20 protein-coding genes are annotated in these 17946 nt (G+C 73.6%); 13 read left to right on the forward strand and 7 right to left on the reverse strand.

Features of this window, described 5'->3' with window-relative positions:
• Positions 1-92 precede the first annotated feature (92 nt).
• Genes ACFEMC_RS01930 through eat form a run of 6 tightly spaced genes read left to right on the forward strand, consistent with a single transcriptional unit; the run spans position 93 to position 6595 of the window.
• Positions 93-845, forward strand: a complete 753-nt coding sequence (locus ACFEMC_RS01930; RefSeq protein ID WP_380173067.1) for a FadR/GntR family transcriptional regulator — start codon at positions 93-95, stop codon at positions 843-845.
• A gap of 29 nt (positions 846-874) precedes the next feature.
• Positions 875-2230, forward strand: a complete 1356-nt coding sequence (locus tag ACFEMC_RS01935) for a glutamine synthetase family protein (protein ID WP_380173069.1) — start codon at positions 875-877, stop codon at positions 2228-2230.
• Position 2231: 1 nt separating this feature from the next.
• A complete protein-coding gene (locus ACFEMC_RS01940; protein WP_380173071.1) occupies positions 2232-3620 on the forward strand; it encodes an aldehyde dehydrogenase family protein in 1389 nt (462 codons plus the stop codon).
• Positions 3621-3648: 28 nt separating this feature from the next.
• Entirely contained in the window at positions 3649-4428 is a 780-nt protein-coding gene (locus ACFEMC_RS01945; protein WP_380173073.1) for a 3-oxoacyl-ACP reductase, read from the forward strand.
• Between the two features lie 7 nt (positions 4429-4435).
• Positions 4436-5146 (forward strand): gamma-glutamyl-gamma-aminobutyrate hydrolase family protein, encoded by a 711-nt coding sequence (locus ACFEMC_RS01950; RefSeq protein WP_380173075.1) that lies wholly within the window; start codon positions 4436-4438, stop codon positions 5144-5146.
• A gap of 33 nt (positions 5147-5179) precedes the next feature.
• Positions 5180-6595, forward strand: a complete 1416-nt coding sequence (gene eat / locus ACFEMC_RS01955) for an ethanolamine permease (RefSeq protein WP_380173077.1) — start codon at positions 5180-5182, stop codon at positions 6593-6595.
• Here eat and ACFEMC_RS01960 read toward each other — a convergent pair whose 3' ends face one another.
• Complete coding sequence (locus ACFEMC_RS01960; protein ID WP_380173079.1) at positions 6596-8023, reverse strand: PLP-dependent aminotransferase family protein; 1428 nt, start codon at positions 8021-8023, stop codon at positions 6596-6598. It abuts the gene before it with no gap.
• Between the two features lie 61 nt (positions 8024-8084).
• On the opposite strand from ACFEMC_RS01960, the gene ACFEMC_RS01965 reads away from it, so the two are divergent.
• Both ACFEMC_RS01965 and ACFEMC_RS01970 read left to right on the forward strand, forming a co-directional pair.
• Entirely contained in the window at positions 8085-8711 is a 627-nt protein-coding gene (locus tag ACFEMC_RS01965; RefSeq protein ID WP_380173081.1) for a YitT family protein, read from the forward strand.
• Positions 8712-8749: 38 nt separating this feature from the next.
• Positions 8750-9025 carry a YciI family protein gene (locus ACFEMC_RS01970; RefSeq protein ID WP_380173083.1) on the forward strand — a complete coding sequence of 92 codons (276 nt, stop codon included), beginning with the start codon at positions 8750-8752 and terminating at the stop codon, positions 9023-9025.
• A 25-nt stretch (positions 9026-9050) separates the two neighbouring features.
• On the opposite strand, the gene ACFEMC_RS01975 is transcribed toward ACFEMC_RS01970, so the two are convergent.
• Entirely contained in the window at positions 9051-9917 is an 867-nt protein-coding gene (locus tag ACFEMC_RS01975) for a phosphotransferase (protein WP_380173085.1), read from the reverse strand.
• 71 nt (positions 9918-9988) lie between these two features.
• On the opposite strand from ACFEMC_RS01975, the gene ACFEMC_RS01980 reads away from it, so the two are divergent.
• The 3 genes from ACFEMC_RS01980 to ACFEMC_RS01990 all read left to right on the forward strand — a co-directional run bounded on the left by ACFEMC_RS01980 (position 9989) and on the right by ACFEMC_RS01990 (position 11315).
• Positions 9989-10396, forward strand: coding sequence for a hypothetical protein (locus ACFEMC_RS01980; protein WP_380173087.1), 408 nt, complete (start codon positions 9989-9991; stop codon positions 10394-10396).
• Positions 10393-10713, forward strand: a complete 321-nt coding sequence (locus ACFEMC_RS01985; protein ID WP_380173089.1) for a transcriptional regulator — start codon at positions 10393-10395, stop codon at positions 10711-10713. The genes ACFEMC_RS01980 and ACFEMC_RS01985 overlap by 4 nt, the downstream gene beginning before the upstream one ends.
• Before the next feature lie 104 nt (positions 10714-10817).
• A complete protein-coding gene (locus tag ACFEMC_RS01990; RefSeq protein ID WP_380173091.1) occupies positions 10818-11315 on the forward strand; it encodes a DUF4383 domain-containing protein in 498 nt (165 codons plus the stop codon).
• Positions 11316-11345: 30 nt separating this feature from the next.
• On the opposite strand, the gene ACFEMC_RS01995 is transcribed toward ACFEMC_RS01990, so the two are convergent.
• The 5 genes from ACFEMC_RS01995 to ACFEMC_RS02015 all read right to left on the reverse strand — a co-directional run bounded on the left by ACFEMC_RS01995 (position 11346) and on the right by ACFEMC_RS02015 (position 15949).
• On the reverse strand, positions 11346-12515 hold the full coding sequence (locus ACFEMC_RS01995; RefSeq protein ID WP_380173093.1) for a DUF475 domain-containing protein: 1170 nt from the start codon (positions 12513-12515) through the stop codon (positions 11346-11348).
• Positions 12516-12678: 163 nt separating this feature from the next.
• The gene (locus ACFEMC_RS02000; protein WP_380173095.1) at positions 12679-13647 is read right to left on the reverse strand and encodes an ATP-binding cassette domain-containing protein; all 969 of its coding nucleotides are present in this window, start codon (positions 13645-13647) and stop codon (positions 12679-12681) included.
• On the reverse strand, positions 13644-14453 hold the full coding sequence (locus ACFEMC_RS02005) for an ABC transporter permease (protein ID WP_380173097.1): 810 nt from the start codon (positions 14451-14453) through the stop codon (positions 13644-13646). The genes ACFEMC_RS02000 and ACFEMC_RS02005 overlap by 4 nt, the downstream gene beginning before the upstream one ends.
• A complete protein-coding gene (locus ACFEMC_RS02010) occupies positions 14446-15240 on the reverse strand; it encodes an ABC transporter permease (protein ID WP_380173099.1) in 795 nt (264 codons plus the stop codon). Before ACFEMC_RS02010 ends, ACFEMC_RS02005 begins: the two co-directional genes overlap by 8 nt.
• 40 nt (positions 15241-15280) lie before the next feature.
• Positions 15281-15949, reverse strand: a complete 669-nt coding sequence (locus ACFEMC_RS02015) for an NUDIX domain-containing protein (RefSeq protein WP_380173101.1) — start codon at positions 15947-15949, stop codon at positions 15281-15283.
• Positions 15950-16056: 107 nt separating this feature from the next.
• Here ACFEMC_RS02015 and ACFEMC_RS02020 point away from each other — a divergent pair, with 107 nt between their 5' ends.
• Both ACFEMC_RS02020 and ACFEMC_RS02025 read left to right on the forward strand, forming a co-directional pair.
• Positions 16057-17052 carry an SPFH domain-containing protein gene (locus ACFEMC_RS02020; protein WP_380173103.1) on the forward strand — a complete coding sequence of 332 codons (996 nt, stop codon included), beginning with the start codon at positions 16057-16059 and terminating at the stop codon, positions 17050-17052.
• Positions 17049-17924: a hypothetical protein gene (locus ACFEMC_RS02025; RefSeq protein ID WP_380173105.1), complete on the forward strand. Its 876-nt coding sequence runs from the start codon at positions 17049-17051 to the stop codon at positions 17922-17924. The genes ACFEMC_RS02020 and ACFEMC_RS02025 overlap by 4 nt, the downstream gene beginning before the upstream one ends.
• The last annotated feature ends 22 nt before the right edge of the window (positions 17925-17946 follow it).

Below are 17946 nucleotides of genomic sequence, written 5' to 3' on the forward strand. Positions count from 1 at the left end.
CGTACGGCACGGGGGGCCCGCGCTCGAACCGCGACCAAAGGTCTGAGATCAGACCATTGACGCCACGCGGGGTCGTCGGCACACTGACGCGCATGCTCGCCGACGCCACACCCCGGGGTGCCGACGGTGCGCCCGGTCTCGGGTGGCTCGTGCTCCACCCCGTCCGTGGGCAGCACGCGTTCGAGGCCTGCGTGGAACAACTCGGCACGGCCATCCGCCTGGGGGTCTTCCCGCGGGGTTCCGCCCTGCCGACCGAACGCGACCTCGCGGCGCGGCTGGGGGTCTCGCGGGCGACGCTGCGCGAGGCGATCGCCGCCCTGCGCGCCGCGGGCATGGTGGAGACGAAGCGGGGCCGCGGGGGCGGGACCGTCGTGACGATGGCCCCGACCCTGCCGCGGCGGGTGGGGGCCCAGCAGCGGCAGGCGCGACGGCAGGCGTGGCTCGACACGCTCGACTTCCGGCGCATCGTCGAACCCGGTGCGGCGCACCTCGCGGCCACCCGGGACCTCACCCCCGCGCAGCGGGACCGGCTCGAGACGGCGCACGCGGCCGTCCTGGAGGCCACGGAACCCTCGACCCACCGGCAGGCCGACTCCCGGTTCCACCTGACGATCGCCACCCTCGCGGGCTCCGACCTGGTGCTCGAGGCCGTCACCTCGGTGCAGGCCGGGGTCCACGAGATGCTCACGGCCATCCCCGTGCTCGGCACGAACATCGACCACTCCGACCGGCAGCACGCGCGCATCGTCCGGGCCGTCCTCGACGGTGACGCTTCGCGGGCCCGCCGGGCCATGGAGGAGCACTGCGACGACACGGCCGCGCTGCTGCGCGGTCTCCTCGACTGACCCCACCCACCCGGCGACCGGAGGACGACGTGCGCAACGACCGACACCTGACCCGCGAGGACCTGCTCGGCCTGATCGACAGCGGGACCCTCGACACGGTCGTCGTCGCGTTCACCGACATGCAGGGGCGGCTGCAGGGCAAGCGGTTCCACGCCGCCTACTTCCGCGACGTCGTCCTGGAGCACGGCACGGAGGGCTGCAACTACCTGCTGGCCGTCGACGTGGACATGAACACGGTCCCCGGGTACGCCATGACCTCCTGGGAGAAGGGGTACGGGGACGTCGAGTTCCTCCTCGACCTCGAGACCACGCGCCTGCTGCCGCACCTCCCGGCGACGGCGATGGTGCAGGCCGACCTCGTCTGGCTCGACGGACGCCCGGTCGACCAGAGCCCGCGGACGGTGTTGAAGAAGCAGGTGGACCGGGCCCGCGACCTCGGGTTCTCGGTCGTGGCGGGGACGGAACTGGAGTTCATCCTCTTCGACGAGACCTACGAGGCTGCGTCGTCGCGCAACTACCAGGACCTGGTGCCGTCGAACCAGTACAACGTCGACTACTCCGTGCTGGGCACCTCGCGCGTCGAACCCCTGCTGCGCGACATCCGCAACACGATGTACGCCGCCGGGTTGAACGTCGAGTGCGCCAAGGGCGAGTGCAACTACGGGCAGCACGAGATCGGGTTCCTCTACGACGAGGTGCTCACCACGGCGGACAACCACTCCGTCTACAAGACGGTCGCCAAGGAGATCGCCGCCCAGCACGGCAAGGCGCTGACGTTCATGGCGAAGTACGACCAGCGCGAGGGGAACTCCTGCCACATCCACCTCAGCCTGCGCGGCCTGGACGGCAGCACGGTGTTCTGGGAGGACGGTCGCCGCACCCCGCTGTACGACTCCTTCGTGGCCGGGGTGCTGGCGACCATGGCCGACTTCACCCTGCTCTACGCGCCGAACGTGAACTCCTACAAGCGCTTCGCCCACGGGTCGTTCGCGCCGACGGCGATCGCCTGGGGTGAGGACAACCGCACGTGCGCCGTCCGGCTCGTCGGGCACGGTGCGGGCGCGCGGTTGGAGAACCGGCTGCCCGGTGGCGACGTCAACCCCTACCTCTCGCTCGCCGCCGTCCTCGCGGGGGGACTGCACGGCATCGAGCAGCAGCTCACCCTGGAGGCACCCCTGGCCGGGAACGCCTACGCCTCCGACGCTCCCCGCGTACCGGGGACCCTGCGCCGGGCTCGCGACTTGTTCACCGCCAGCGCCGTCGCCCGGGCGGCGTTCGGGGACGAGGTCGTCGACCACTACACCAACGCGGCCGACGTCGAGCTGGCCGCGTTCGAGTCGGCCGTGACCGACTGGGAACGCCGCCGCGGATTCGAACGGATGTGAGATGAGCACCACCACCACCTCCGGCAGTGGCGACGTGCACGTCGTCGTCGACCCCTCCTCGGGGGAGCGCGTCACCGAGGTCCGGCTCGCGTCCGTGGAGGACACCGACGCCGCGGTCGAGCGCGCCGCCCGTGCGTTCACCACCTGGCGCGACGTCGCTCCCGCCGACCGGGCCCGCCTGCTGCGCGCGTTCGCGCGTGTCGTCGACGAGCACGTCGAGGAGCTGGCGGACCTGGAGGTCAGGAACTCCGGGCACACCCTGGGCAACGCACGCTGGGAGGCGCGCAACGTGCGCGACTGCCTGGACTACTACTCCGCCGCCCCGGAACGTCTGTTCGGCCGGCAGATCCCGGTGCCGGGCGGCATCGACGTGACGTTCCGGGAACCGCTGGGCGTGGTCGGCATCATCGTCCCGTGGAACTTCCCCATGCCCATCGCGGCCTGGGGGTTCGCCCCGGCATTGGCGGCCGGCAACACCGTCGTCCTGAAACCCGCGGAGCTGACGCCGCTGACCGCCGTCCGGCTCGGGGAACTCGCTCTCGACGCCGGCCTGCCGGAGGGCGTCTTCACCGTCCTGCCCGGCCGCGGACCGGTCGTGGGGGAGCGGTTCGTCACGCACCCCCTCGTGCGTAAGGTCGTGTTCACCGGGTCGACGGCCGTCGGCAAGCGGGTCATGGCCGGGTGCGCCGAGCAGGTGAAGCGCGTGACGCTCGAACTCGGTGGCAAGAGCGCCAACGTCGTCTTCGCGGACGCCGACCTGGAGAGGGCCGCGGCCGCGGCACCGTACGCGGTCTTCGACAACGCCGGTCAGGACTGCTGCGCCCGGTCGCGCATCCTCGTCGAGCGATCGGTGCACGACGAGTTCGTCGAGCGCCTGCAGGCGGCGGTGGCGGGCATGCGGGTGACCGACCCCCGCACCGACCCGGACTCGGAGATGGGGCCCCTCATCTCGGCCGGCCAGCGGGACCGCGTGCGCGCCTACCTCGACGACGCCGACGTCCTCGCCACCGGGCCGGCTCCGGACCTCGGGGGTTTCTGGGTGCCCCCCACGGTCGTCCGGGTCCAGGACGCCCGGGAGCGGATCTGGCGCGAGGAGGTGTTCGGCCCCGTGGTCGCGGTCATGCCGTTCGAGGGCGAGGCCGACGCCGTCGCGAAGGCCAACGACACCGACTACGGCCTGTCCGGGTCCATCTACACGCGGGACGTCGGCCGGGCCCTGCGCGTGGCGCGCCGGGTCGAGGCCGGGAACCTCAGCGTCAACTCGCACTCCTCGGTCCGGTACTGGACCCCCTTCGGCGGGTTCAAGCAGTCCGGACTCGGCCGGGAGCTCGGGCCCGACGCCCCGAACTCCTTCACCGAGGAGAAGAACGTCTTCCTCAGCGACGACTGACCGACCAGCAGATCAGGAGAGCAGCAGCATGGCAGGACGCATCGAGGGTCGCGTGGCCGTCATCACCGGCGGGTGCTCGGGCATCGGCCTGGCCACGGCCCGGCGCTTCGTCGCCGAGGGCGCCAAGGTCGTCGTCGGCGACATCGACGAGGCCTCGGGCGCCCGCGTGGTCGAGGAGCTTGGCGGCTCGCAGGTCGCCGCCTTCGTCCGGGTCGACGTCACCGACAAGGAGCAGGTCGACACTCTGTTCCGCACGGCCAAGGAGACGTTCGGGTCCGTCGACATCGCCTTCAACAACGCCGGCATCAGCCCGCCCGACGACGACTCGATCCTCACCACGGACCTCGACGCCTGGCGCCGCGTCCAGGAGGTCAATCTCACGAGCGTCTACCTGTGCTGCAAGGCGGCGCTGCCGTACATGCTGGAGCAGGGCCGTGGCTCGATCATCAACACGGCGTCGTTCGTCGCGGTCATGGGGGCGGCGACGAGCCAGATCTCCTACTCCGCGTCCAAGGGCGGGGTGCTCAGCATGAGCCGCGAGCTCGGCGTGCAGTTCGCCCGCGAGGGCGTGCGCGTCAACGCGTTGTGCCCGGGGCCGGTGAACACGCCGTTGCTCAAGGAGCTGTTCGCCAAGGACGAGGAGCGCGCGGCGCGCCGGTTGGTGCACGTGCCGATGGGGCGGTTCGCCGAACCGGAGGAGCTGGCCAGCGCCGTGCTGTTCCTGGCCTCCGACGACGCGAGCTTCATCACCGCCTCCACGTTCCTCGTGGACGGCGGGATCTCGGCCGCCTACGTGACCCCCCTGTGAGCCCGGCGTGAACACACCCGTCGTCGGCGTCAGCTGCTACCGCGAGCGCGCGGTCCACGGCATCTGGGACGAGGTCTGCGACCTGCTGCCGAGCGTCTACTCCGACGCCGTCCGCCGCGCGGGCGGGGTTCCCGTCGTCCTGCCACCGACGGCGCCGTACGGCCCGTCGGCGCGGGCCGTCGTCGAACGGCTCGACGCGCTCGTCGTCGCAGGTGGCGCGGACGTCGACCCGGCGGCCTACCGCGAGGAACCGCACGCGCGCACGGGGACCCCGCACGCGGACCGCGACTCCTGGGAGCTGGCCCTCCTCGACGCCGCCGTGGACCTCGCCAAGCCCACCCTCGGGGTCTGCCGCGGGATGCAGGTCATGGCGGTCCACGCGGGGGGCGCCCTGCACCAGCACGTGCCGGACGTCGTCGGGCACGAGGGGCACGACCCCGGCGGGGACTCCTACGGGTCGACCCTCGTGACCATCGACCGCGCCGGCACCGTCGGGCGGTTGCTCGGCGAGCGCGCCGTCGTGCCGTGCCACCACCACCAGGCCGTCCGGGAGCACCCCGGGTTCACGGCCGCGGCCTGGGCGGAGGACGGCACGCTGGAGGCGTTCGAGCGGACCGACGGTGCCGGTCACCCGTTCTTCCTCGGGGTGCAGTGGCACCCCGAGGCGTCCGAGGACCTCGGCCTGTTCCGGGGACTCGTCGAGGCCGCCCGAGGCTGAACCCGCTCCACCTCTCGAGACGAAGGAGTCACGATGTCGGACCGTTCGACCACCGCCACCACCGAGAGCGAGGACTACCTCGAACGCCGGCAGCTGCGCCGGGGGACCGCGGGCTGGGTCCTGCTGGCCGGTCTCGGCGTCAGCTACGTGATCTCCGGGGACTACTCGGGGTGGAACTTCGGGCTGGGTGAGGGCGGGTTCGGCGGCCTGGCGGTCGCCGCCGTCGTCGTGGCCGGCATGTACCTCGCCGTCGTCCTGGGCATGGCCGAGATGTCGTCCGCGCTGCCGACCGCGGGCGGCGGGTACACGTTCGCCCGCCGCGCCCTCGGCCCGTGGGGCGGGTTCGCGACCGGCACCGCCATCCTCATCGAGTACGCCATCGCCCCGGCCGCGATCGCGACGTTCATCGGCGCCTACGTGGAGTCCCTCGGCCTGTTCGGCATCACCGACGGCTGGTGGGTCTACCTCGCCGCCTACGCGCTCTTCATCGGCGTCCACCTCGTCGGGGTCGGAGAGGCGCTCAAGGTGATGTTCGCCGTCACCACGATCGCCGTCGTCGGGCTCGTGGTGTTCGCCGTCGCGGCCCTGACGGAGTTCGACGTCGCGAACCTCACCGACATCGCCCCGGACGGCAGCCTCGGGTCCTCCGACCTGCTGCCCTTCGGTTTCATCGGGATCTGGTCGGCGATCCCGTTCGCCATCTGGTTCTTCCTCGCGATCGAGGGGGTTCCGCTGGCCGCGGAGGAGACGCGGAACCCCGAGCGCAACGTGCCGCGCGGGATCATCGCAGCCATGGCCGTCCTGCTGGTCACCTGCGCCGCGACCCTCGTCCTCACCACGGGCGCCGGCGGGGCGCAGGCCATGTCCACGTCGGGCAACCCGCTCGTCGAGGCGCTCGGCGGCTCGACCGCGGCGACCGTCGTGAACTACATCGGGCTGGCCGGGCTGATCGCCAGCTTCTTCTCGATCATCTACGCGTACTCCCGGCAGCTGTTCGCGCTGTCCCGCGCCGGGTACCTGCCGACGGTCCTGTCGGTGACGAACCGCCGCAAGACGCCGACGTTGGCCCTCGTCGTGCCCGGCCTCGTCGGGTTCGTCCTGTCCCTCACCGGGCAGGGCGCACTCCTGCTCAACATGGCGGTGTTCGGGGCCGCCGTCAGCTACGTGCTGATGATGGTCAGCCACATCGTGCTCCGCGTCCGCGAACCCGGCATGCACCGCCCGTACCGCACGCCCGGCGGGACCGTCACCACGGGCTTCGCCCTCGTCGTCGCGGTGCTCGCCGTCGTCGGGACGTTCCTCGTGGACAGCGTCGCGGCCGCGTGGTGCGCCGTCGCGTTCCTCGTGCTGCTCGCGTACTTCGGCCTGTACTCCCGCAAGCGCCTCGTGGCGAACTCCCCGGACGAGGAGTTCGCGGCGCTGGCTGCCGCCGAGAAGGACCTGACCTAGCTAGACGATCACGTCGAGCCGGCGGGGGACGGGGGCCACGGCTCCCGTCTCGTGCCACGCCCGCGCCAGGGCGGGCACGACGACGGACCGCAGCGTCCCGGCGTCGGCGCCGAAGGGCAGCCGCAGGTACCGCTCGAAGGCGCCGTCGACCCCGAACCGCGGTCCCGCGGTGAGCAGCACGCCGTGCCGGTGGGCGGCGAGGGCGAGGGCGGAACTCGTCGCGGTGGGCAGGCGGACCCACGACGCCAGACCCCCGGGGACGTGGGGGACCACCCAGTCCGGCAGGGCCACCGCCAGTTCGGCGGTCAGGGCGTCGCGACGGCGGCGCAGTTCCGTGCGACGGTCCACCAGGACGTCGTCCAGCCCGGGCAGGCAGCGGGCGACGACGAGCTGCTCGAGCACCGGCGTCCCCAGTTCCCAGGGGGCGCGGTGGGCAGCCAGGTGGCGGACCGTGGCGGCGTCGGCGCGGATCCAGCCGATCCGCAGCCCACCCCACAACGACTTCGCCGTGGACCCGACGTGCAGCACGTCCGCCGGGAAGGGGGCGGGGACGGGGCCGTCCAGAGCGAGGTCGTTCGTCGTCTCGTCGACCACGAGCCGAGTCCCGTGCCGGCGCGCGAGGTCGACGACGCGCCGGCGCAGCGTCGGCGCCATGACGGCGCCGGTGGGGTTCTGGAACCCGGGCATGAGGTAGGCGAGCGCCGGCCGGGTCCGGGCGAAGGCGTCCTCGAGCGCCTCCTCGTCCCAGCCTCCCGGGGTGTCCGTCGTGCCGGCGGTGACGGGGACCGCGACGGGACGGCCACCGGCTGCGCGCGCGGCGTCGACGGCGTGCGGGTACCCGGGGGACTCGACGAGGACGCGGTCGCCGGGGGACAGGACCGTCCGGCACAGCAGGCCGACGGCGTGCTGGGCACCGAGCGTCACGAGGACCTCGTCGGGCGTTGTCGGCAGGCCGCGGGCGGTGTACCGCGCGGCGACGGCGGCCCGCAGCGCCGGGATGCCGAGGAGCTCGTACCCGTCCCCGGGCAGGTGGTCGAGCAGGTCCTGCGCGGCGTCGCGGGCCGCGTCCGCGACGACGGGGGCCGCTGGGAGCACCGCACGGGTGAGGTCGACGAGCCCTCCCGGGACGGGGAGCGGTTTCGACGAGCCGGCCGTGGGGGCGGCGGGCAGGGTGATGACGCTGCCGGACCCCCGGACGCTGTGCAGGTGCCCGCTGTCGCGCAGGCGCGCGTACGCCGCCGCCACGGTGGTGCGACTCAGTCCCAGGGCGGCTGCGAGCTCGCGTTCGGCGGGCAGTCGCGTGCCCGACAGGACCCGGCCGTCGAGCAGCAGCAACCGCACCCGGTCGGCGAGGGCGCGCAGCGCCGGACCGTCGTCGCGCCAGTCGCCGAGCAGCTGGGCCAGTCCAGACGCGGAGAGAGTCGGCACCAGGCCACTCTAGGCGGATTGGCGCTGTCATCGAGAGGTTCTGGTGAGGTCCAATCGTCGAGTGAGCAAGCCACTGTCCGTCGCCCGCGTGGCGCGCCTCCTCCTCGGTCTGGTCCTCTACGGCGTCGCCGACGGGCTGATGGTCATGGCGCACGTCGGAGTCGACCCGTGGACCGTCTTCGCCACCGGGCTCGCCGCCCACACGGGGACAGGCGTCGGCTGGCTCACAAACGTCATCGGGCTCGTCGTCCTCCTGTTGTGGATCCCGCTGCGGCAGAAGCCGGGGCTCGGGACCGTGCTGAACGTCCTGCTCGTCGGCACGGTCATGCAGGTCACCCTCGACGTCCTGCCGGGCGCCACCCACCTCGGCGGGCGGATCGCGCTGTTCGCCGCCGGCATGCTCCTGCTCGCCGTCGCGAGCGGCGTCTACATCGGGGCCGGTCTCGGCCCGGGCCCGCGGGACGGGTTGATGACCGGCCTGCACGCGCGGACCGGGCGCCCGATCTGGCAGTGCCGCGGTGTCGTCGAGGTGTCCGTGCTCGTCGTCGGCTGGCTGCTCGGCGGGGACGTCGGGGTGGGGACCGTCGTCTTCGCGTTCGGGATCGGCCCGCTCGTCGGGTTGGTGCTGCCGCGGCTCGACGGGTCCCGGGCCGCGCGCCCGGTCGTCGCGCCCGCCGTCGCGCGGTAGGAGTCCACTGTTCCGGCGCGCCCCGGTAGCGTCCCGGCATGCCGTACTTCGTCGCCACCTACGCCTACACCTCCGACACGGCCGCCCGGGACGCCGGCCGCGCGGCTCACCGCGAGTACCTGGGGTCCCTGTCCGAGGTGGCCGTCTCCGGCCCCACCGACGACGACGGGGCGGTGCTGGTCTTCGAGGCCGCCGACGCCGCGGCGGTCGAGGCGCTGCTCGACGCCGACCCGTTCGTGCGGGACGGAGTCGTCGCGGAACGCCGCGTCGTCGGATGGACCCCCGTGCTCGGACGGATGGCCTCGCAGTTCTGAGGCGCCCCAGCCGCGGGGGGACGGTTCAGCCGAACGCGCCGAGGGCCTCGTGCAGCATGCGGAGCCCCTGACGCTCGAACCGCCCGTCGCCCACCTCGTGGGCCCAGACGGCCGTCCCCACCGCCTCGCGCACCTGCAGGAGGGGCCAGACGCCCGCGTCGCGGGGGTCGTGCCTGTAGCCGCCGAGGAACGCCGCCTCCAGTCGCGCGTCGGTGCGCCACTGCTGGACGGCGAGGCGGCACAGGTCGCTCATCGCGGGCCGCCGGTCGAAGCGTCCGACGTCGATGACCCGGACGGTGCCGGCGTCCAGGAGCCAGTTCCGCGGTTGCCAGTCGCCGTGCGTGGGGACGACGACCACGGGACGGGGCCGGTAGGCCGTCAGCACCGTCCGCACGCGGTCCGCCTGCACCGCAGGGATGCGGTGCGGGCGGTCCAGCGCGGCCAGGCTCCCCGCCGTCGCGGAACGCTCGAACTCCTCGTCGACCCGTCCGTCCTGCGCGTGCAGGACGCGCAGCAACCGGCCGGCCTGCCGGTGGACCTCCGGGTCGTGCTCTGCCGCCGTGCCCTCGACGAGCTCGCCCGCCAGGTACCGGGTGACGAGCACCCGGCGCTCGCGGTCGGCGTGCAGCAACCGGGGTGCGTGGCCGCTCGCGGCCAGCACGGCGACGGCGTCCTCGTGCGCGGTGATCTCGCGCAACAGGTGGTGGTTCGCCTTCCCCGCCGCCTTCACCACGAACTCGTCCGTCCCGTCCGTCACCCGCAGGACCGTCGTGTCGAGCTGGTTCCACGACATGTCGCGGAGCAGGCGGACGGGGCCGAGCCACTCGTGCACGCGGACGACCTGCTCCGCGGTGAGCCGTCGGCGGTGCCACGGTGCGTCGTCGGTGGCCACGAGGACACCGTCCCACACGTCACTGGCCGGAGTACTTGCGCACATGGAAAGTACTCCGGTAGGAATGGAGCATGACCACAGCAGACCGTGCCAGGACCGACCTCCGGACCGCCGACGCTGCGCTCGCGGCCGCCCGGCCGGACCCGTTCCCCCGCTGGGTGCCGCCCGCCGTGACCCTCCCCTACGTGACGGGTTTCGTCGCCCTCGCCGTCGCCGTCTGGACCGGTGGGGCCGGGTGGGCCGTCGCGGGGATCGCCCTGCTCGTCGCGTTCTTCGTCCTGTTCCTCCTCACCTACCTCCGGGGGCCGGTGCGCGCCTACCCGCGACGGGGCTGGCGCCGGTCGTTCGTCGAGGTGGGGGTGATCGCCGTGGCCGTCGTCGTGTTCCTCCTCGTCGACGAGGGGGTCGCGATGCTCCTGATCGGCGGGGCCTTCGGAGTTCCCCTGTACCGCCAGCTCCGCGGGTGGGGCCGGCCGTGAGCGAGGAACCGCGCCTCGACCCGTCCGTCCAGCACCCCACGAAGCTCGCGGTCGTCGCGTTCCTCTCCGGGTGCGCCGAGGCCGACTTCAAGACGGTGCGCGACCGGCTCGGGCTCACCGATTCCGCGTTGTCCCGGACGTTGTCCGGCCTGGAGGAGACGGGCCACGTCGCGGTCCGCAAGGGTTTCGTCGGCAAGCGGCCCCGCACGTGGGTCTCGTTGACGGGCGACGGACGGCGGCGACTCGCTGCCCACCTGGCGGCGCTGCAGCAGATCGCGGCGGACGCCCTCGCCGCCGTGCCGGAGACGACCGCCTGACCCTCCGGGATGCCTGGCAGGGTCCCGTTGCCTACGGTGGGGCCAGGTCGAAACTCCGGCCGGCACACCGCCGGGAGTTCCCGGCTGGGCTCCAGGAGTCGTCCATGAGCACCACCCGTCCGTCCAGCCCGGGCACCTCCCGCCGGGCCCCCGTCCAGACCACCGCTCTCGTCGTCGGCGCGGCGTTCCTGCTCGTCGGCGTCCTGGGGTTCGTCCCCGGGATCACGACCGACTACGGCTCGATGAGCGGTGCGGGACACCACTCCGGCGCCATGCTGCTCGGGGTGTTCCAGGTGTCCGTCCTGCACAACCTCCTGCACCTCGCGTTCGGTGTCGTCGGCATCCTGCTGTCCCGCAGACCGTCCCCGGCGAAACTCTTCCTCATCGGCGGCGGGGTCGTCTACCTGGCCCTGTGGGTCTACGGCCTCGTCGTCTCCCCCGACGGTTCCGCGAACTTCGTCCCGCTGAACACCGCGGACAACTGGCTCCACCTCGTCCTGGGACTGGGAATGGTGGTGCTGGGGCTCGTGATGCCCCGCCGCTACACCCGTGAGACGGCGCCGTCGCAGCACGGTCCCACCGCGGGCGGCGACATCCAGTGACGCCTCCGCTCGACCCCGTGACCCGGCGCCTCAGCGACCACCGGCTCCCCGGTGGTCGACGGTGCGGCGGGCGCGGACCAGCGAGCTGATCAGCGCAGCACCGACGACCGCGCCACCGAACCAGCCGGCGACGAGGGAGGGCACGGGCCGGAACAGGCTCACCCACAGCAGGACCGCGAGGACCCCCAGGACGTACGCCGCCCCGGCCGGCAGGTGCTCGTAGCGACGCAGCGATCCGTGCTCGTCGAGGCGGCGGGTGAGCTGGACGAGGAACACCGCGCCGATCGCGACGCCGCCGACGGCGATGCCGACGCGTTCCCACGCGGGCAGACCGTCTGCGCCTCCGGTGAAGGAGTACGTGCCGTCGAGCACCTCGAGCAGCATGAACACCGCCAGGGCCCGCTCGAACACGACCGCCGCTCCGTGGGCGGCCGCCCGGACCCACGACGTCCGCGGCGCCGGGTCGTCGGGGGTCGGCGGTGGGGGAGACGTGCGCAGGGCGATGCCCTTGACGACGCCGTAGGCCACCAGGCCGGCCAGCCCGGCGAGGGCCACCCGCCCGTGCTCGGCGGCGGGAGCCAGCAGCGCGGCGGCGCCGGCCAGGACGACGGCGACGGCGACCTGCACGACCCGGGGACGACGCAGGTGCAGCAGCGGACGCTCCAGGGGCCCGATCCAGGCCGGGCGGTCCTTGCGGTCGCAGTTGAAGAGGAACTCGGTGAACACGAGCCACAGGAACACGCCGCCGAAACCGGCCAGGCCGGGACGGATCTGTGACAGGTGCGCGGCGTAGGCGCCGGGGTCGTTGATGACGTCGGCCGCGACCTGCGCGGCTGACTCGTGGCTGGTCGCCGAGACGAGGGTGGGCGGGGCGACGAGGCGCATGAGCAGGACCCCGGCCAGCAGGCCGGCCGCGAGGAAGACCTCCTTGGCCTGCTGGTGCAACCGGCCCGCGACCCCGGCCATGGGGACGGCGTTGTCGGCGCTCAGGGCGATCTCGTAGGCGGCGAGGCTCGTGAGCGCCGCCGCGGCCGTCCAGCCGTCCAGCCAGTACGCGACCCCGGCCCCCACGACGAGCAGGGTCAGCGGCAGGCGCAGGACGCTGTGCCGCGCGCGCCGGCGGGTGCCGTCCGGCGCGGAGACCTCGAGAGGAGGCCGGAGCGTCGAGGGGGACTGGGGGTCTCGCGTGGGGCGGGACACGGTTCTCCGATCGCCGGGTCTGGACGGTCCGGGACACCCTTGGCCCCGGGTCACTCTTCCGGACTGCAAGCGACCGTGCCACCAGTGACGTGTCGGATCGACTCGTGACCGGGTTCCAGAAAGTGCTGCGCTGGAGGGACTCCGAGAGGTGGCGGTGAGCGGGTCAGGCGTTCGACGCCGCGTACAGCCGCCGCAGGACGTCGGCGATGTCGGGCTCTTCCACCGACAGGTCCCGCACCTCGGCCGACCGCGACACCTGCGCCAGCACCTCCGCCGCCGTCGTCTCCTCCGCCGAGAACGCGTACCGGCGGCGGTACCCGCCCTCCTCGACCGCGAGGAGTTCCGCACCGGCGACGGGACCGGGATCGACGGGGTCGCGCAGGTCGACCACGAGGACGCGGCGCGCGCCGACCCGACGGACGAGACCGGGCAGGTCGCCGTCGTAGGCGGCGCGCCCGTGGTCGACGACGAGGACGCGGTCACACAACCGCTGGACGTCGCCCATGTCGTGCGTCGTCAGCAGCAGCGTCGTGCCGTGCTCGGCCCGTTCGGCCCGCAGGAACTGCCGCAACCGCTCGCTGGACAGGACGTCGAGGCCGATCGTGGGTTCGTCCAGCAGGAGGAGTTCGGGGGAGTGCAGCAGGGCGGCCGCGACCTCGCCCCGCATGCGCTGCCCCAGCGACAACTGGCGGACGGGGGTGGTGAGGAACTCGCCCAGGCCGAGCCGTTCGTCGAGGTCGGCCAGCCGCGGGCGCCACACGTCGGCGGGCAACCGGTGGATGGCCGCGAGCAGCCGGAACGACTCGCTCAGCGGGAGGTCCCACCACAACTGGCTGCGCTGGCCGAAGACCACGCCGATGCGCCGGGCGAGGTCCCGTCGGTGCGTCACGGGGTCCAGGCCGCACGTCCGGACCGTCCCGGCCGACGGCACGAGGATGCCCGTCAGGAGCTTCACCGTCGTCGACTTCCCGGCCCCGTTGGCGCCGATGAACCCCACGGACTCCCCGGGGGCCACCTGCAGGGACAACCCGTCGACGGCCCGGACCACCCTGCGGCGTCGGCGGAACCGCGAGGTCCCCGGTTCGCGGACGACGTACTCGCGGACCAGGTCCTGGACCTCCAGCGCGTTCACGACCCGCTCCCGGTGTAGTGACGGACCCCGCTGCGCCACAGCAGGAGTGCGATCGTCCACAGGACGGCCGCGGCCAACGGCGAGCACCAGCCCAGCCATGCGGGCAACCCGGCCGGACCGGGTTCGTCGAGCAGGGCGAGCACCGGGAGGTAGGCCACGAAGGCGGCCGGAACGACGTAGCAGAACAGCCACCGCAGGGGCCCGGAGTACAGCGACGCCGGGTACTGGGCCGCGTTCGACCCGCCGTAGGTGATGGAGTTCACCGCCTCGCGACCGTCCAGCAACCAGAACTGCAAGGAGCCCGCGACCACGAACACCGCGCTGAAGATCGCCGCCCCGCCCACCACGGCCACCGCCAGCAGCGCCACGGCGCGACCGTCGAACGGGACGTCCGCGCGGGGCCAGGCCACGGCGAACACGAAGGCCGCGACGAGGACGCGCCCGACCCGGCGCAACGCGACGTCGGACGTCGCGAGCTGCGCCAGCACGGGCAGCGGCCGCAGCAGGAACGCGTCGAGGGTTCCGGTGCGCACCAGGGTGGGCAGGGTGTCGACGTGCCCGACGACGAGGTCGGCCAGGGAGAAGGCGACGTTGGCCAGGGCGAAGACGAGGGCGGCCTGCCAGACGGTGAGCCCGCCGAGTTCGGACGTCCGCGAGAACACGACGTAGATCGTCGCGAACTCGCCGAGCCCGATGCCGACGTTCGCCAGGACGTCTGCGGCGAACGACGTGCGGTACGACAGCTGCGCCCGCACGCGCGATCCCAGGAGCGCGCGGTACGGGCCGGGTGTGCGCCGCTCAGCCACCCTGCACCACCAGGCGCCGGGCGCCGACGGCCAGGAGGACGCGACCCGCCCCCAGCAAGACGGCGAGCCAGACGAGCTGCACCCCCAGCAACCGCAGCGCCTCCCCGCCGGCCGCACGGCCGAGGACGACGTCGACGGGCGTCTGCAGCATCGACGGGAACGGGGTCGAGTGGGCGAGCGTGGCCAGCCATGGCGGGAACCAGGCGACGGGGATCGACAAGCCCGTGAGGGTGGTGGCGAGCACGGTGTAGAGCAGCAGGATCCCCCGCACCTCGGTGAGCCAGAAGGCCGCGAGGTTGACGATCCACCGGGCCGCGAAGCTCACCGAGACCCCGACGACGAGGCTCACCAGGCCGAGGACGTACGGCACGGGGGAGGCCGGCAGCGCCAGCCCCGTCAGCACCGTCCCGAGGAGGAGGGGAGGCAGGCCGCGCGGGAGGAGCTGGAAGGCGGCGCGTCCGAGGTCGGTGGCCCAGGCCGCGAGCTGCGGGTCGACGGGGCGGGCGAGGTCCACGGCGATGTCTCCCGTGCGGACCCGGCGGGCGAGTTCGTCGTCGGCGAAGACGCTGACGGCGGCGAGGAACGCCTGCGTCGTCCAGGCGAAGGTCGCGGCCTGGAGCGGGTCGTACCCGGCGACCGAGGCGCCCGCGGACGTCACCGTGCCCACGAGGACCGCGGCCTTGATGGCGCCGAAGACGGAGTTCGTCAGCGCGCCCGCGGCCGTCGCCGCGCGGTACGTCGACCACCTGCGGAACCCCGCCGCGACGAGAGCGGGGTACGGCGACACGGCGTTCGACCCTAGTCCACGCAGCGTCGCGCGGGAAGGCTCAGCGCAGCAGCGGCGGGTGCAGGGTGGTGGCCGAACCGCGCCGGAACAGCCCGGCCGGGCGGCCGCCGTCGCGCGTCGTGGTCCCGCCGGTGGGTTCGAGGAAACCCGCTGCGCCGGTGACCTTCCGGTGGAAGTTGCGGGCGTCGAGCGTCGTGCCCCACACCGCCTCGTAGACGCGCCGGAGTTCGGCGACGGTGAACTCGGCGGGGCAGAACGCGGTGGCCAGCGGCGTGTACTCGAGCTTGGCCCGGGCCCGTTCGACCGCGTCGGCCAGCAGGACGTCGTGGTCGAAGGCGAGGTCGGGCAGGTCGGCGACGGGCGCCCACCGCGCGTCCGCCGCGTCCGTGCCGGCCCGGGGGACGGGCAGGTCGGGGGCCAGGGCCAGGTAGCAGACCGTCACGACGCGCTGGCGGGGGTCGCGGCCGGGGGCCCCGTAGGTGGCGACCTGCTCCAGGTGGACGAGGCCCCGTGGCAGGCCCGTCTCCTCCGCCAGTTCACGGGACGCGGCGCCCGGCAGGTCCTCGTCCGGCCGGACGAAGCCTCCCGGCAGGGCCCAGCGGCCCAGGAACGGTTCCTCGCCCCGCTCGACGAGGAGGACGTGCAGCGCCCCGGCGCGCACGGTCAGGACGACGAGGTCGACGGTCACGGCGAGGGCGGGGTGGCTCACCCGGTCAGCGTACCCATTTGTCGTCGACTTGACGACAAGTGGGTGACCGGTCTTATCGTCATCTCGACGACAACGAGTCGCCGCCCACCACGACCCAGGAGGCAGTCATGGCCGACATCACCCGGTACCCCTTCGCCCGGCACCTGCGCAGCACCCCGACCACGCACGTCATCCACCACCGCGGCGGCAAGGTCGCCCACTCTGGCACCGGGCAGGCGTTCTGGTTCCGGCCGCTGAGCGCGACGCTCTCGGAGCTGCCCGTCGACGACCGCGAACTGCCCCTGCTCCTGCACGCCCGCACGGCCGACTTCGTCGACGTCACCGTGCAGGCCACCGTCACCTTCCGCATCGAGGACCCCGCGCTCGCCGCCACCCGCGTCGACTTCTCCCTCGACCCGGCCACCGGTCGCTGGCGTTCGGCCCCGCTGCAGCAGATCGCCGGGCTGCTCACCGAGACCGCCCAGCAGCACGTCCTGGACGTCCTCGCCGGGATGCCCCTGCGGGACGTCCTCGTCACCGGCGTGACGCTGACGCGCGAACGCATCACCGCCGGCCTGCTCGCCGACAGCCGCCTCGCCCAGACCGGGCTCGCCCTCGTCGACGCCCGCGTCGTCGCCGTCCGCCCGGACCCCGACGTCGAGAAGGCCCTCGGCACCCCCACCCGCGAGCAGCTGCAGACCGAGGCCGACCGGGCCACGGCCGAACGCCGCGCCCTCGCCGTCGAACGCGAGCGGGCCATCAGCGAGAACGAGCTGCAGAACAAGATCGCGCTGGCCCAGCGCGAGGAGCAGCTCGTGGCGCAGAAGGGCGCCAACCAGCGGCGCAGCGTCGAGGACGCCGCGGCCGCGGACGCCATCCGCACGACCGCCGAGGCCGAGCGCGAGGAGCGGCTCGCCCAGGCCCGTGCCGCCGCGCGCCGCCTGCAGGGCGAGGCGGACGCCGGGGCCGAAGCGGCGCGCATGGCCGCCATCGCCGGCACCCCGCCCGAGGTGCTCCTGACCCTGGCGCTGCGCGAGTTCGCCGGGCAGCTGCCGAACGTCGGGACGCTCGTCCTGACGCCCGACGTCCTCACCGGCGCCCTCGCGAAGCTGGTGCAGCCGTGAGCCTCGCACCCCGCGCGGTCCTCGTGCACCGCCGCACCGCCTACGCCGACGCCGTCGCCCGGCACGGCACCCCCGGTGCCGCCGACTTCTTCCTCCGCACCCGAGGCCGCTCGCTGGCCGAGCTGGAGGAGGCCGACGAGCAGCAGCGCCGGGCGCTCGCCACCGTCGCCGCCGCCGTCCCCGTCGACTGGCGGACGGGGAGCGTCGAGCGGGCCGAGCTGTCCCGCTTCCTCTTCGCCCCCGAGGACGTCGTCGTGGTCGTCGGGCAGGACGGCCTCGTGGCCAACGTCGCCAAGTACCTGTCCGGCCAGGTCGTCGTCGGCATCGACCCGGCGCCCGGCCGCAACGCCGGGGTGCTCGTGCCGCACCCGGCGTCCGCGGCGCAGGACCTGCTGCACCGCAGCGTGTCCGGTGGTGCCTGCGACGCGCGCACGATGGTCTGCGCGAGCACCGACGACGGGCAGGAGCTGCACGCCCTCAACGAGGTGTTCGTCGGCCACCGCAGCCACCAGACCGCCCGCTACGTCCTCACCGCGGGGGACCGGCGCGAGGAGCAGGCCTCCAGCGGGGTCGTCACCGGGACCGGCACGGGGGCGACGGGCTGGCTCGCCTCGCTGTCCCGGGGGCGCGCGGCCCTCCCGGCACCGACCGACGCCTCGCTGGCCTGGTTCGTGCGCGAGGCCTGGCCGTCCCGGACGACGGGCGCCGACCTCGTCGCGGGGACCGTCGCCGCGGAACCGCTGACCCTGGACGTCCTGTCCGACGAGCTCGTCGTCTTCGGCGACGGCCTCGAGGACGACCGGCTCACCGTCAGCCGGGGCCAGCGCATCACGGTCACGGTGAGCCCGCGGCGCCTCGCGCTGCTGCGCTGAGCCCCCGGTGACGTCGGAGGTG

The organism is Kineococcus sp. DHX-1 (genome assembly GCF_042473625.1).
GTDB lineage: Bacteria > Actinomycetota > Actinomycetes > Actinomycetales > Kineococcaceae > Kineococcus.